Annotated in this window: 11 protein-coding genes; 4 read left to right on the plus strand and 7 right to left on the minus strand. The window is 73.3% G+C overall.

Annotation, left to right across the window (positions count from 1 at the left end):
• Positions 1–60: 60 nt before the first annotated feature.
• Positions 61–1,044, minus strand: coding sequence for a polysaccharide deacetylase family protein (locus AB0J71_RS21050; protein WP_364415593.1), 984 nt, complete (start codon positions 1,042–1,044; stop codon positions 61–63).
• Positions 1,045–1,297: 253 nt separating this feature from the next.
• Between AB0J71_RS21050 and AB0J71_RS21055 the strand changes: the two genes are divergently transcribed.
• Complete coding sequence (locus AB0J71_RS21055) at positions 1,298–2,569, plus strand: C39 family peptidase (RefSeq protein WP_364415595.1); 1,272 nt, start codon at positions 1,298–1,300, stop codon at positions 2,567–2,569.
• Here AB0J71_RS21055 and AB0J71_RS21060 read toward each other — a convergent pair whose 3' ends face one another.
• Entirely contained in the window at positions 2,570–3,877 is a 1,308-nt protein-coding gene (locus AB0J71_RS21060) for an FAD-binding oxidoreductase (protein WP_364415597.1), read from the minus strand.
• A gap of 217 nt (positions 3,878–4,094) precedes the next feature.
• On the opposite strand from AB0J71_RS21060, the gene AB0J71_RS21065 reads away from it, so the two are divergent.
• Positions 4,095–4,958, plus strand: a complete 864-nt coding sequence (locus tag AB0J71_RS21065; protein WP_352318855.1) for a sigma-70 family RNA polymerase sigma factor — start codon at positions 4,095–4,097, stop codon at positions 4,956–4,958.
• Positions 4,959–4,962: 4 nt separating this feature from the next.
• Here AB0J71_RS21065 and AB0J71_RS21070 read toward each other — a convergent pair whose 3' ends face one another.
• The 5 genes from AB0J71_RS21070 to AB0J71_RS21090 form a co-directional block, all read right to left on the minus strand.
• Complete coding sequence (locus AB0J71_RS21070; protein ID WP_364415599.1) at positions 4,963–6,021, minus strand: amidohydrolase family protein; 1,059 nt, start codon at positions 6,019–6,021, stop codon at positions 4,963–4,965.
• The gene (gene melA / locus AB0J71_RS21075; protein WP_352318859.1) at positions 6,018–7,310 is read right to left on the minus strand and encodes an alpha-galactosidase; all 1,293 of its coding nucleotides are present in this window, start codon (positions 7,308–7,310) and stop codon (positions 6,018–6,020) included. The genes AB0J71_RS21070 and melA overlap by 4 nt, the downstream gene beginning before the upstream one ends.
• Positions 7,311–7,313: 3 nt before the next feature.
• Positions 7,314–8,258, minus strand: a complete 945-nt coding sequence (locus tag AB0J71_RS21080) for an alcohol dehydrogenase catalytic domain-containing protein (protein ID WP_364415601.1) — start codon at positions 8,256–8,258, stop codon at positions 7,314–7,316.
• A gap of 240 nt (positions 8,259–8,498) precedes the next feature.
• Positions 8,499–9,713, minus strand: coding sequence for a cytochrome P450 (locus AB0J71_RS21085; RefSeq protein WP_352318863.1), 1,215 nt, complete (start codon positions 9,711–9,713; stop codon positions 8,499–8,501).
• Positions 9,714–9,844: 131 nt separating this feature from the next.
• Positions 9,845–11,962, minus strand: coding sequence for an ATPase (locus AB0J71_RS21090; protein ID WP_364415603.1), 2,118 nt, complete (start codon positions 11,960–11,962; stop codon positions 9,845–9,847).
• A gap of 126 nt (positions 11,963–12,088) precedes the next feature.
• Here AB0J71_RS21090 and AB0J71_RS21095 point away from each other — a divergent pair, with 126 nt between their 5' ends.
• Both AB0J71_RS21095 and AB0J71_RS21100 read left to right on the plus strand, forming a co-directional pair.
• On the plus strand, positions 12,089–13,060 hold the full coding sequence (locus AB0J71_RS21095; RefSeq protein WP_364415605.1) for a PP2C family protein-serine/threonine phosphatase: 972 nt from the start codon (positions 12,089–12,091) through the stop codon (positions 13,058–13,060).
• 82 nt (positions 13,061–13,142) lie between these two features.
• A complete protein-coding gene (locus tag AB0J71_RS21100) occupies positions 13,143–15,125 on the plus strand; it encodes an amino acid transporter (RefSeq protein WP_352318868.1) in 1,983 nt (660 codons plus the stop codon).
• The last annotated feature ends 3 nt before the right edge of the window (positions 15,126–15,128 follow it).

Here is a 15,128-nt window from a genome sequence, read left to right on the forward strand (position 1 = left end):
GTCATCAATTGTCCCGTTCCTTATCAGCATGGCGGAGAGCATTCCATACCGGGACCGGCCTCACCCCACCCGGCAGGAGACCGCGGGCCAGGTCCAGTTGCCGTTGTGCTGGACGGTGAACCCGAAGGTGTTGCCGTTGCCGTTCGGCCGCATCGTCATGACGTTGCCGGTGCCGTCCCAGGCCGGGGTGCCGTTCCAGGTGGCGATGATCTTCTGCGGGCTGCGCACGGTGACGGTGACGATCCAGGAGTCCGTGCCGGAGACCGTGACCGACAGGTTGAAGCGGTCGGCCCACTGCTGGCCCGCGGAAACGGTCGCCGTGCAGGTGCCGCCGGGCGGCGGGGACGACGGCGGGCTGGTCGGGCCGCTCCCGTCGGGCGCGACGGCCCGGCCGGTCGCCGGCGAGATCATGCCCGCGCACATGTTGCGGGCGCGCAGGTTCGCGGCGATCTGCGGGATCGCGGCGACGGTCGTCGCGTAGTTGTCGTGCATGAGGATGACCTGGCCGTTCTGCAACCGGCCGGCGGCCTGGACGATCTGGGCGGTGCTCGCGCCGTTCCAGTCCTGGGAGTCGACGTCCCAGAGGACCTCGGTGAGTCCGAGTTGCTGCTCGACCGTCCGGAGGGTGGCGTTGGTCTCCCCGTACGGCGGCCGGAACAGCCTCGGCGCGGCGCCCGTGGCCTGCTGGATCGCCTGCTGGGTGCGTTGCAGCTCGGACTGGATCTGGGCGGCGCTCAGCTGCGTCAGGTGCGGGTGGGTCCAGCTGTGGTTGCCGATCCACATGCCCGCGTTCTGCTGGGCGCGGACCAGGGCCTGGTTGTTCTGCGCGTTCTGGCCGACGTTGAACATCGTGGCCCGCAGGCCGTTGGAGGTCAGCGCGTTGAGCAGGCTGGAGGTGGTGGCCGGGTTGGGGCCGTCGTCGTAGGTGAGGCCGACGTAGCCGCCGCTGCAGTCGGCGGCGTTGGAGGGGGTGTTGGCCCAGGTCACCGCGATGCCCGCGGCGAGCGTGCAGGCGGCGCCCAGGACGAGCAATTTCCTGATCATGTTCTGCCTCCGAAGCGGGCGGCGGTAAGGGGAAGCTCGATCGCGAGTGTGATGACCCTGCCGAAACATGTCAATCGAATGCAGAAACTTTCGCCACCGACCACCGCACACACCGCGACGAGCTGCGCCGATCGGGAGAGAAAGTTTCGGCGCCTGGAAAGCTTCATGACCCATACGTAGATTTCCCGATGTCTTGCCCGCCGGATGTCCCTACTGTCGGGCGCATCCGAAGCCTTCCGAGCAAGGTGGGTTCATGCGCGCGCTGACCGTCCTCCTGTCCGGACTCCTGCTGGCCACCACCCTCCAACCGCCCGCCGTCGCCGTCGCCGGGAAGGACGTCGCCGGGACGAAGCCGGGGCCGGTCGTCCCCGACGTCGTCTACGAGCGGGCCGACTTCGCCACCGGCACCGGCGAGGGCACATCCGCCGCCGACGGGCTGTCGTTCGCCGCGGCCGCCGGCACCACCTCCTACACCGACGCCCTGGGCACCAGCACGTGGGAGTACGCCCGCTGGACCGGCCCCGAGCGCACGGTCGGCTTCCCCGCCACCCAGCTGATCGCCTCCTGGACGGCCGACGTGCCCCAGGGAAGCTGGCTGCAGGTCGAGGCCAGGGCCAGGAACACCGCCGGGCTGAGCAAGTGGTACGTCCTCGGCCGCTGGTCCTACGCCGAGGGCGACATCCTGCGCACCTCCGTGGCCGGTCAGGGCGACGCGGACGGGTCCGTCGCCGTGGACACGCTGGTGGCGGCGTCCGGGCGGCAGCTGTCGGCGTACCAGCTCCGCCTGACCCTCTACCGCAGGCCGGGCACGGCCGTGACGCCCCGGGTGCGCACGTTCGGCGCGATGGCCTCGAACGTGCCCGAGCGCAAGACCGTCCCGGTCAGCCCCGGCGGCGGGGCGTGGGGCGTCGAGCTGAACGTCCCGCGCCGCTCCCAGAACGTGCACGCGGGCCACTACCCCGAATGGGACGGCGGCGGCGAGGCGTGGTGCAGCCCGACCTCGACCACGATGGTGCTCGGCTACTGGGACAAGTGGCCGAGCGCGCAGGACACCTCCTGGGTGGACCCGTCCGACCCGAACCCCGAGGTGGACCACGCGGCCCGCTACACCTACGACCACGCCTACCAGGGCGCCGGCAACTGGCCGTTCAACACCGCCTACGCCGGCCGCTACGGCCTGGACGGCTTCGTCACCCGCCTGCGCACGCTGACCGAGCTGGAGCGGCTGATCAAGGCGGGCATCCCGGTGATCACCTCGCAGTCGTTCAAGAAGGGCGAGCTGCCCGGCGCCGGTTACGGCACCGACGGCCACCTCATGGTGATCGTCGGCTTCACCGCGACGGGCGACGTGATCGCCAACGACCCCGCCTCGTCCGGCAACGACGCCGTCCGCCACGTCTATCCGCGCGCCGACTTCGAGAACGTGTGGCTGCGCAGTTCGAGCAGCGGCGGCGTCGTCTACGTCATCCGCCCGCCCGGCCACGCGCTGCCCGCCACGACGCCGGGCCTGCCCGCCAACTGGTGATCAGTCCAGCACCGGGTAGTTGGCGCGGAACACGCCCTGCGGGTCGCGCGACCGCTTGATCTCGCGCAGCCGGGCGAGCGCCGGCTCGGGGAACGCCTGAGCCGCCCGCTCGCCCGGCGACAGGAACGTGTACGGCTTGCGCCCGCTGACCCGGTCGCCCAGGGCGGCGACGACCGCGTCCTGCTTGGCCCGCACGGCCTGGCCGAGCTCGGGGCTGATCCCGGCGCCGAGCAGGTAGAGCAGGTACGGCTCGGCCAGCGCTCCCCCGGCCCCGCCGCCCGGCCGGGCCAGCGCGCCGCCCAGGTGCCTGACCTGCATGGCGACCAGCGGCCCGACCGGCTCGGCCAGCAGGATCTCCACGGCGCCGGCGTCCAGCCCGGTCAGCAGCTCGGTACGGGACACCGCGGGCGCCGGGTCGGTCGGCTCGGCGGTGATCGCGCCGAGGTCGGCCGTGGCCATGGCGGCCCGCGTGTCGCTCAGCACGCCGTCGATCTTGGCGAGCCGGCCCAGCAGGTCCTCGGCCTCGGCCGCCTCGCCCAGGTAGGCCAGGTCCACGGTCACCATCGGGGGCGCCTCGGGGAACTGGACCCGGTTCACCCACAACGACAGCTCGGGCGGCGCGTCGGCGGTCAGCTCGCGGAAGGCCGCGAACACCTCGGCCCCCTTCTGGCCGGGCCACATCAGACGGCCGCCGTACAGGGCGCGCTCGGCGTACAGGTCGAACTCGACGGCGGTCACCAGCGCGAAGTCGCCGCCGCCGCCGCGCAGCGCCCAGAACAGGTCGGGGTCGCTCTCCTCCGTCACCCGGGCGGGCCGGCCCTCGGCGTCCACGACGTCGAAGGCGCGCACGCTGTCGGCCGCCCAGCCGTACCTGCGGCCGAACCAGCTCAGGCCGCCGCCCAGGGTGTAGCCGGTGACGGTGACGGCGGGGTTGCTGCCGGCCAGGCCGGTCAGGCCGTGCCTGCCCGCCTCGGTCTGCACCGCCCCCCAGGTCACGCCAGCCCCTGCGCGGGCGCGCCGCTCGGCCGGGTGGATCTCCAGCTCGTCCAGCCGGTTGGTGCGCAGCAGGATCACGCCGTCGGCGGTGCCGCTCGCGCCGTGGCCGCGCGGCTGGGCGGAGACGGTCAGCCCCTCCTCGCGGGCATGGCGGACCAGGGCGGCCACGTCGCCGGCGTCGGCCGCCTCGACCACGGCGGCCACCGGCTGGGCCACGGTCAGGTTCCACGCCCTGGCCGCCGCCTCGAACCCCTCGTCGCCGGGCAGCCACACGCGTCCCTCGACCGCGGTGCGCAGCTTGTCGTACGTCATCGTCCACTCCTTCATGAAGACTCACCACCTTGACGACGCGGGCCCGGGAAAGGTGACCGGTCACCGGAAAGATCGCCTGGGGACATGCCGGCAGGCCCCTGCGCGCTCGTGCGCCGGGGCCCCTCACCGCGTCCGGACGGCTTAGGATGCCGCCATGGTCGCCCCCCGTCGTCGCCCAGCCGCCTGTATGACGACCCGGCGCGACGAAAGGTGACCGATGAACGCGCAAGCCGACCTGGCCGGCCATTTCGACCTGGCCAGCAGCCATCTGCGGGCGGTGGCGTACCGCATGCTCGGCTCGGCCGACGAGGCCGACGACGCCGTCCAGGAGACCTGGCTGCGGGCCGCCCGCGCCGGCACGGACGGCGTCGCGAACGTGCCCGGCTGGCTGACCACGATCGTCGGCCGGGTCTGCCTCGACATGCTGCGCGCCCGCCGGCGCAGGGACGAGCAGCTCGTCGAGGGCGAGCGGTTCGACCAGGTGAGCGTCCATGACGGCGATCCGGCCGACGCGGCGGTGCTGGCCGACTCGGTCGGGCTCGCCCTGCTGGTCGTCCTCGACACGCTGAGCCCGGCCGAGCGGGTCGCGTTCGTGCTGCACGACCTGTTCGCGGTGCCGTTCGGGGAGATCGCGCGGATCGTGGCGCGCTCCCCCGCCACGGCCAAGAAGCTGGCCAGCCGGGCGCGGCAGCGGGTGCACGGCACGCCCGTCCTGCCCGCCGCCGACCACGCCCGGCAGCGCAGGCTCGTGGCCGCCTTCCTCGCCGCGGCCCGCGCCGGCGACCTGGACGCCCTGCTCGCGGTCCTCGACCCCGACGTGCTGCACCGGTCGGACGTGCCGGGGTCGGGCGGCGAGCGGCGCGGCGCCCGTCCCGTGGCCCAGGGCACGCTCACCGACTCCGGCGGCGCGCGCTTCGCCGACCTCGTGCTCGTCGACGGCAGGCCGGGCATCGGCGTGCTGCGCGGCGGCCGGCTGTTCCTGGTGCTGCGCGTCACGACGTCCGGCGAGCGCATCACCGAGATCGACATCGTCTCCGACCCGGCCCGCCTGGCCGCCCTCGACGTCGCCCTCGCGCCCTGACCGGTCAGGCCAGCCGGGGCACGAGCCGCAGCGCGTTGCGCGCGTACACCTGCTCCAGGACGTCGTCGGGCAGGTCGAGCCCGGAGATCGTCCACCGGCCCATCAGCGGCGGGTCGTCGAGGGAGTGCGCGAACGCCTCGTCGTCGGTCTCCATGAACCGGAAGTGGATCCGGTAGACGTCCGGGTGCGGCGGGATCTCGTCGGTGCCGAACAGCACCCGGCCGGGGTGGCGGAGCATGAGCGCCCGCGTGGCGCGCGGCTGGCGTCCCAGCTCGGCGACGCGCGCCGCGATGTCGATGTGGAAGTTCGGGTACGCGTCCAGCATCCGGCCGGCGAACCCCAGGTTCTCCGGCCAGCACCCGGCGTGCACGCCGATCACGGTCGTGGCCGGATGCCGGGCGACCATCGACTCCATGGCCTCCATGAGCCGCTCGAACGGCGGGAACCCCGGCCCGGAGAAGTTCCAGTCGGGCCGGGCGGCCAGCAGTTCGAGGCGTTCGTTGCGCTCGTCCGCGGGCTGGAAGAAGGCGACCGGGTCGGCGGTGTGCAGGGCGACGGGCACGCCCGCCTCTCCCACGGCGGCCCACAGCGGGTCCAGCCGGGGGTCGTCGAGCAGGACCAGCTCGCCCCGGTGGTCGCGCACCCGGAGCCCGACGTCCTTCCACACCTTCAGCCCGGCCGCGCCCTCGGCGACCGAGCGGCGCAGCTGGGCGGCCAGCCGCTCGCCGAATCCGGGGGTGGCGGTCTGCGACCAGTCGACGTGGCAGAACGTGGCGAACCGGCCCGGATGGGCGGCGTCGTAGCGTTCGAGGTTCTCGGCCAGCTCCCGGCCCCAGCGGCCGTCGAGGTTGACCATGCCGCGCAGGTTGAGCTCGTCCATCATGCCGATCAGGGCGGGGACGTCCTCGACCATCCAGCCGCCGTCCTCGGTCAGCCAGCGGCCGAGGTGGAGGTGGGCGTCCACGGCGGGCAGCCGGGCCCGGCCGACCTCGTGCACGGCCACCCGGAGCTGCGACACCGGACGGTAGCGGGACAGCGGCAGGCCGGCGTCGGGCAGGGTCACTTCCTGATGCCTTCGGGCAGCAGGTCGCCGTGGGCCTCGATGAGGGCGTCCACCAGCTCGCGGACCTTACGGACCGGCAGGGTGGCGGCGGTGTTGGGGTCGAGCAGCGCGGCCTGGTAGACGTGGTCGCGCCGCCCTTCCAGGGCGGCCTTGACGGTCAGCTCGCCGACGCTGAGGAAGGCCCGGTTGAGCGCGGCGACCTGGGCGGGCAGCTCGCCGACGGGCAGCGGCCGCACGCCGGACCGGTCGACGTGGCAGGGCACCTCGACGGTGGCCTCCGGCGGCAGGTTGGAGATCAGGCCGCCGTTGCGCACGTTGCCGTGGATCAGCCTGCGGGTGCCGGTCTCCATCGAGTGGATGGCCAGCGAGGCCAGCTCGTCGCCGCGTTCGATCGGCACGCCCCGGCCGGCCTCCAGCGAGCTCTTGTACTGCTCGTACTCCTCGTAGCCCTCGGCCAGCCACTCCAGGTAGACGTTGATCGGGATGCGGTACCGCTCGACCTCCTCGGCGTGCGGCAGGAACCACGGCAGGTACTCCGAGCCGTGCTCGGAGGACTCGGTCGGGAAGTAGCCGAAGTTGCGGTAGACCTCCACGCGCACCCGCCGCCGCAGCTCGGGGTCCTGGTCGATCAGCTCGTCGAGCCGCCGGTAGAGGTTCTCGCCGTCGCGCTCGAAGCGCAGCACGAACGCCTGGTGGTTGACGCCCGCGGTGAGGAAGGAGATCTCCTCCTCCGGGACACCGACCATGGCGGCCAGCGTGCTCTGCGTGTCGCGGGCGGCGTGGCAGACGCCCACGACGTTCTTGAACGGGGTGCCGGCGTAGACCGACCACGGGATCATCGACATCGGGTTGGTGTAGCTGAACAACACCGAGTCGGGGGCGAGCTCGGCCAGGTCGTCGCCGATGCCGACCATCACGGGGATCGTGCGCAGGGCGCGGAAGATGCCGCCGATGCCCAGGGTGTCGCCGATCGTCTGGCGCACGCCGTACGCGGCGGGGATCTCCAGGTCGCGCCTGACCGCCTCCAGGCCGCCCACCGCGATCTCGTTGATCACGTAGTCGGCGCCCTCGACGGCGGGCCGGCGGTCGGCGTACGCCTCGATCCGGGCGCCGATGCCCAGCTCGGCGACCATCCAGCGGGCCATCGCCGCGGCGGTGTCGAGCCGGGCCCGGTCGATGTCGTGGAGCACGATCGTGGACTCCGACAGTTCCGGAAATGTCAGGATGTCTGAGAGGAGGTTCTTGGCGAACGTGATGCTGCCGGCGCCCACCAGGACGATGCGGGCCATGGGTTACCTCGATTCCGGGGTCAGCAGGGCTTTGACGGGGGTGGCCTGGCCGTTCATCAGCCGGGTGAAGACCTCGGCGCCCTCTTCGAGGGGGAAGGTCCGGACCCAGCTCAGGTCCCAGCGGCCGACCAGGCCGACGGCCGCGGCGAAGTCGGCCGCGTCGTAGGCGAACGAGCCCAGCACGCGCTTCTCGCCGCGCACCAGGTCGGCGGCGTCGTACCCGGCGACGTGGTCGGCCAGGCCGAGCCAGACGGCCACGCCGCCGGGGCGCAGCCGGGACAGGGACTGCTCGTGGGTGGCGGCGGCGCCGACGGCGTCGAAGATCACGTCGTACTCGCCGGTCAGCTCGGCGCCCGCCGCCACGCCGCCGAGCCCGGCGGCGACGGCCAGCCGCTCGGGCGAGCGGTCGGCCACGTCCACGCTCGCCGCGCCGCCGGACAGGGCGGTCAGCAGGCAGGTCAGGCCGATGGCCCCGGCGCCGATCACGCCCACGCGCGCCCCGGCCGGCCGCCCGGCCAGCCCCCAGGCGTGCACGGCGTTCGCGGCCGGCTCCACCACGCCCGCGGCGGTCCAGCCGAGCCCGTCGGGCAGCGGCACCACGGACGCGGCCGGCACCGCGACGCGCTCGGCGAAGGCCCCCGGCCGGTGCACGCCGATGATCTGCCGTTTCCTGCACACGTTGGGCCGGCCGATCAGGCACACGTCGCAGGCGCCGCACGACAGGATCGGGTTGACCGTCACCGGCCGCCCGTCGTCAGTGCGCCCGGCGAACTCGTGCCCCATGACCAGCGGCGGCACCCGGAACCCGGGGGTCTGCACGCCGTGCAGCTCGCTGCCGCAGATGCCGGCGGCGACCACGTGCACCAGCACCTCCTCCGGCCCGGCCACCGGCTCGGGCACGTCCCGCTGCTGCACGACGCCGGGGGCGGTGAAGACGAGAGCCCTCACGAGGGCCGGCCGGCGGTCGAATGCGCGCGTACCATGGAGATCCCCATCCTATTCCGTCATGAGGAATGCTATTCCGAACTGGCGCTAGGAGACCACTGCGGCGAAGATCATGTCAAGAGGCCGACGGGAAGCGAGGCGGCGTCACCGCATCCCGCACGCCAGGAACGGCCGGGCCAAGGACGTCACCCTCGGCCCGGCCGTCCTGTTCCGAATCGCGGAAAGCCGGTTTGACAGGCAGAATCAGCGCAGCAGCACGGGCACCGCCAGCGGCCCCTCGGTGATGATCGACGCCGTGTAGGCGATCTCCTCGGGGCGCACCGCCAGGCGCAGCCCCGGGAACCTGCCGAACAACGACGACAACGCGATCCTGGCCTCCAGCCGGGCCAGCGGCGCCCCCAGGCAGAAGTGCGGGCCCCGGCCGAAGCCCAGATGCCCCTCCTTGGCCTTGCCCAGGTCGAAGCGGCCGGCGTCCGGACCGTAGCGGGCCGGGTCGGTGCCCGCGCCGGTGAGCCCGACGACGATGGGCCGGCCCGCCGGGATGGTCGTGCCGGCGACCGTGACGTCCTTGAGCGGGTAGCGGAAGACCAGGCCGACGACCGAGTTACGGCTGCGCAGCGCCTCCTCCACCACCTGCTCCCAGGCGTTCTCCGTACGGGCGCGGTCGAGCTGGACGGGGTCGGCGCACAGGGCCACCACCGCCTTGGCGATCAGGTGCACGGTCGTCTCGTGGCCGGCGACGAGCACGACCCACAGGATCCACAGCAGCTCGTTGTCGGACAGGCGGCCGCCGTCATCCTCGTTGGCGCGGATCAGGCCGGTGGTCAGGTCGTCGGCCGGCTCACGGCGGCGGCGCGCGATGAAGGCCGCCAGGTAGCCGAGCAGCGACCCGGCCGCCGCGTTCACCTCGTCGGGGGCGGCGGCGTGCGACAACATCACCCCCGTCCACTCGCGGATCTGCGCCCGCTCCTCCCCCGGGACGCCGAACAGCTCGCAGATCACGGCGACCGGCAGCGGCTCGGTGAAGGCGGCCACGAGGTCGACCTCGCCGTCCCGCCCGGCCATGCGGTCGAGCAGCTCGTCGGTCATCTCCTGCACGCGCGGCGCGAGGGCGGCCACCCGGGCCGGGGTGAAGGCGCGGTTGATCAGGCTGCGCAGCCGCCGGTGGTCGGCGCCGTCCTTGGTCAGCAGGTGGTCGCCCTCGATGACCTGGCGCAGCGGCCAGTCGGCGGGGACGGTGCCGTCATGAAGGCCGGTGAAGTTCCTGGCGTCCTTGCTGTAGAGCGCCTCGTCGTTGGCCAGCACCTCGTCCGTCGCCTCGTAGGAGGTCACCAGCCAGCCGTTCACCTCCCCCGGCAGCAGGACGGGCAGGACCGGTCCGTGCTCGTCCCGCAGGCGGCGGATCGTGTCGGACGTCCGCTCGCCGGGAACCGGGAACGGAAGTGGCGCGGTGTCCAATGCAGCCTCCCATGTACGGATGTCTCCCTACTCTCCGTGGTAACGCCGAGGGATCCAAGGGGTGAGGTTGTCACCGCCAGGCAGGCAACATCTGCCTCCTCCGCCACGTCGGAGCCCCAGGATCGGCGGTCTCACACGTTCGGCAGCCCCTCCCCCTCGGGTTCGAGCGCGTACGCGATCCCGGCGTCGACCTCGCCGTCGTACCCGGCGCGGAACGCCGACCCGTACGCGTCGTCGCCCAGGGCCTCGCGCGCCTGCCGCTCGCACTCCTGCCGGGCCGCCACCCAGGCCGGGACGCTGGCCTGCGCCTGCCCGTGGCTGCTCCAGATCCGCTGCGCCAGCCCCAGCAGCCGGGCCGCCCGCTCCGGCCGGCCCGCGGCCCCCGCGCCGAGCGCCAGCAGGTCGACGGTCAGCCCGATGCCGAAGTCGTCGTGCAGCCTCCGCTTGGTGCGCAACGCCGCCTGCCCGTAGGCGACGGCCGCCGCCACCCGCCCGCGGGCCAGCTCGGCCTGGCCGCGCAGCAGGTCGCCGTGCGAGCGCATCGCCTGCTCGCCCTGCTGGTCGCACAGGGCGCGCAGGTCCTCCAGCACCGCGATCGCCTCCTCGATCCGGCCGGCGACGGTGTGCGCGACCGCCCGGCACATCAGCGCCAGCAGCCCGGCGATCGTCAGCTCCTCGCCGCTCCAGCGCATCGCGTACGCCGGCTCCGACTCCGCCATCGCCTGCTCCAGGTCGCCGCGGATCACGCCGGCCGACGAGCGCAGCGCCTTGACGCACAGCGCGGCGAAGGCGTCGTCGTCGGCCGCGGCGGCCTCGCACTCCTCGGCCCGCGCCTCGACCGCGGCGGCGTCCCCCTGGGTGGCGGCGAGCAGGCCGTCGGCCCACAGGGCGCGGGCGCGGACCGGGCCGGGGGCCTGGTCGAGCGCCAGGGCCTGGCCCAGGTAGTGGCGGCCCTCCTTGGCGTAGCCGCAGCCGTACCAGAAGAAGGCCAGCGTGCCGGCCAGGTCGAGGGCGGCTTGGCCGTCCCGCTCGCCGAGCGCGGTCTCCAGCGCGGCGCGCAGGTTGTCGTGCTCGCCGACCATCCGGTCGTACCAGGCGACCTGGCCGGCGCCGAGCCAGCCGGCCGCGCCGCGCACGGCCAGGTCCTGGTAGTGGGCGCGGTGCCGGCGGCGCAGCTCCGCCTCCTCGCCGAGGCCGCGCAGCCAGCCGGCGCCGTACTCGCGCAGCGTGTCGAGCATGCGGTAGCGCTCGCCGGAGCCGGTCGGCAGCCAGGTCAGGATCGACTCGTCGGCCAGGGCGTCGAGCAGCAGCCCGATGTCGGCCTCGGGCAGCCGCTCGTCGGCGCACACCTGGCGCGCCGCCGCGGCGTCGAAGTCGCCGGCGAACACCGACACCCGCGCCCACAGCAGCCGCTCGGCGGGCTCGCACAGCTCGTGACTCCACCCGACGGCGGTACGCAATGCCTGGTGCCAGGGCGGGTCGGCCTCCTGGGTGAGCGCGAGGTCGTCCTCCAGCGTGGCGAAGCGGTCCTCCAGCCGGTCGGCCAGATGGCTCAAGGGCAGGTCGCGCAGCCGGGCCGCGGCCAGCTCGATGGCCAGCGGGATGCCTTCGAGCCTGCGGCACAGCCGCACGACGTCGTCGCGGTTGGTGTCGGTGATCTCGAAGGTCGGCATCGTCTCGGCGGCGCGCTCGACGAGCAGGGTCACGGCGTCGTGGCCGAGCGGCGCGGTCGCGCCCGCGGCCGGCACCGGCAGCGGGTCGACCACGATCACCAGCTCGGGGTCCACCTCCAGCGGACGGCGGCTGGTGGCCAGCACGTGCAGCCCGGGCACCGCCGCGAGCAGCCCCTCGACGGTCGCCGCGCAGGCCGCGACCAGGTGCTCGCAGGTGTCGAGCACGAGCAGCAGCTCGCGCCCGAACAGGTGCTCGGCCAGCACCTCGGACATGGGCCTGGTGGTCTGGTCGGTGAGCCGGAGCGCCTCGGCGATGGCGTGCGGCAGCAGGGTCCCGTCGTCCAGCGGCGACAACTCGACCAGCCAGCACCCGCCGGCGAAGTCGGGCCGCAGGTCGGCGGCGGCGCGCAGGGCCAGGCGGGTCTTGCCGACGCCGCCCACCCCGGTCAGGGTCACCAGCCGCGACCGCCGGCACGCCTTGCGCACCTGCTCCAGCTCCGCGCCGCGGCCGATCAGGCTCGTGAGTTCCGCTGGAAGGTTGCCCGCCTGCCACTTACCTGCCATCGTGATCGCCACCTATCGGATGAAGTTGTGACAGCAGCTTGCCGGAACCTGATGCACTGCGTGACTAAAAGTGAGAAAGTAGCTACTCACCCTGTTCGCCGCGTCCGGAAAGAAGAAGCCGATAACCGGAGACACACCATGCGTTCACAGCGAGGCTGGTTCCTGCTGTTCCTGCTGGTCGAAGGGGTTGTCGCGCTCTATGTCACCTTCGGGCGCGCCGGTTTCGACCCGCTGACGGGGCTGCTCGTCCTCGCCCCCGCGATGGGGCTGGCGTCCGTCGCCCACCGGTTCCAGGGCGACCAGGAGCGCGAGTTGTCCCGGGTGCGGCAGATCGCCGAGCTGGCCCAGCAGGCGATCGTCCGGCCGCTGCCGCCCCGGCTCGGCGGCATGAGCCTGGCCGTCCACACCCGGTCGGCCACCGACCAGGCGCTGATCGGCGGCGACCTGCACGACGCGCTGGTCGCGCCCTCGGGGGTGCGGCTGATCGTCGGCGACGTCAAGGGCAAGGGCATGGAGGCCGTCCGGCTGAGCGCCGTCGTGCTGGCCTCCTTCCGGCGGCACGCGCCCGACGCGCCCGACCTGGTGGCGCTGGCCACGGCGCTCGACGCCGACCTCGTCCCGCACCTGGGCGAGGAGGACTTCGTGACCGTCCTGCTGGCCGAGTTCGTGCCCGGTGAGGTGCGGCTGGTCAACTGCGGCCATCCGGCTCCCCTGCGCATCGGCCACCGCCTGGAGGCATTGGAGCCGCCCGAGCCCTCGCCGCCGCTCGGCCTGGGCCCCGAGCCGCGGATGCGGCGCGCCGGGCTCGGCCTGTCCCAGCGGCTGCTGCTCTACACCGACGGCCTGAGCGAGGCCAGGGACGCCGACGGCGTGGAGTTCCCGCTCGACCGGCACGTCCGGCACGCCCTGGCCGCGCCCGGCCTCGACCACGCGCTGCCCAACCTGCTCGACCTGCTGGACGAGCACGCCGGCGACCTGCGTGACGACCTGACGCTGGTGCTGGTGCAGCCGGTGCCCGTGCCGGACCCGGCCGAGCGCGCGGCCGGTGCCGCGCCGGACGGCCCGGCCGCCGCCGCCCTTCCGGCCGACCCCCGCAAGGACGGCTTCTAGGCGGGACCGCACCGGTCGCCGCCGAGATCCGACCCCCTAAGGTGGGGACGTTCGTTGGCGGCGTCCCCGAGAGGAAGTTCCGGTGAGCGGTACCGGTGAGCTTGCCATACCCGAAGCGGTCGAGAGCGCGGGCCGTACCGGGCCGCCGTCGAGCCGGACGGCGCGATGGTTGCTGCGGCACCAGGTCCAGCCCGTCGGCCCGGAGTCGGCCGAGGGCCACGGCGAGCCGCAGCCGTGGTGGAAGGTCATGTGCCTGACCGGCGTCGACTACTTCTCCACCCTGGCCTACCTGCCCGGCATCGCCGCGCTCGCGGCCGGCGCACTGTCGCCGCTGGCCACGCTGCTCATCGTGGCGCTGACGCTGCTGGGCATGCTGCCGATGTACCGGCGGGTGGCCAAGGAGAGCCCGCACGGGCAGGGGTCGGTCGCCATGCTCGAACGCCTGCTGCCGTTCTGGCGGGGCAAGCTGTTCGTGCTGGTCCTGCTGGGGTTCGTGGCCACGTCGTGGATCATCACGATCACGCTGTCGGCCGCCGACGCCTCGGTGCACATCCTGGAGAACCCGTACTTCCCGAGCTTCCTGCACGGGCACGCGGTGATCATCACCGTCGTGCTGCTGGTGGTGCTCGGCGGCGTGTTCCTGATGGGCTTCACCGAGGCGGTCGGCGTCGCGATCCCGCTGGTGGCGCTGTTCCTGCTGCTCAACGCGGTCGTCGTCGCCGTCGGGTTCGCCGACGTGGCGGCCGACCCGCAGGCCCTGTCGCACTGGACGGACGCGCTGCTCGACGGGCGCGGCGGCCTCACCGGGCTGCTCGGCCCGGCGGTGCTGGCCTTCCCGCTGCTGGTGCTGGGCCTGTCCGGGTTCGAGACGGGCGTCAGCATGATGCCGCTCGTGGCCGCCCAGGGCGACGACCCCGAGCAGCGGCTGCGCTCGCGCATCGGCAACACCCGCAAGCTGCTGACCGTGGCCGCGCTCATCATGAGCGTCTACCTGATCGCCACCAGCTTCGTCACGACCGTGCTCATCCCGGCCGAGCAGTTCGCGCCGGGCGGGCAGGCCAACGGCAGGGCGCTGGCGTACCTGGCGCACGAACGGCTCGGCGAGGGCTTCGGCACGGTCTACGACGTCAGCACCATCCTCATCCTCTGGTTCGCCGGCGCCTCGGCCATGGCCGGCCTGATCAACATCGTGCCGCGCTACCTGCCCTCGTACGGCATGGCGCCCGAGTGGGGCAAGGCCGTCCGGCCCGTCGTGCTGGTCTACACGGCCATCTGCGTGCTGCTCACGCTGGCCTTCAACGCCGACGTCGACGCCCAGGCCGGCGCGTACGCCACCGGCATCCTGGCCATGATGGTCTCCGGCGCGGTGGCGGTGACCATCTCGGCCGTCCGCCACCGCCAGACCCCGGCCGTCGCCGGCTTCGCCGTGCTGACCCTGGTGCTGGTCTACGCGCTGGTGGAGAACATCAGGGAGAAGCCCGACGGCATCACCATCTCGGCGTTCTTCATCCTCGGCATCGTCGCGATCTCGCTCATCTCGCGGGTGTCGCGCACGACCGAGCTGCGGGCCGACCGGATCGAGTTCGACGAGGCGGCCCGCCGGTTCGTCACCGACTCGCTGAATCACGACGGCGCGCTCAACATCATCGCCAACCGGCGCGGCCCCGGCGACGCGGCCGAGTACCTGGCCAAGGAGAGCGAGCAGCGGTCCATGAACCCGGTGCCGGGCCGGGCCGACGTGCTGTTCCTGGAGATCGACGTCATCGACCCCTCCAGCTTCAGCGACGTGCTGCGGGTGCGCGGCGTCGAGGTCGGCGGCCACCGCGTGCTGCGCGCGGAGAGCCCGGCCGCGCCCAACGCGATCGCGGCCGTGCTGCTGGCGCTGCGCGACGGCACCGGGGTGCGTCCCCACTGCTACTTCGAGTGGGCCGAGGGCTCGCCGATGGTCCACCTGCTGCGTTACCTCATCCTGGGCCGCGGCGACACCGCGCCGGTCGTCCGCGAGATCATCCGCAAGGTCGAGCCCGAGCCGCAGCGGCGGCCCGGCATCCACGTCGGCGGCTGACCG

The sequence above is a fragment of the Nonomuraea sp. NPDC049637 genome, from assembly GCF_040675235.1.
GTDB lineage: Bacteria > Actinomycetota > Actinomycetes > Streptosporangiales > Streptosporangiaceae > Nonomuraea.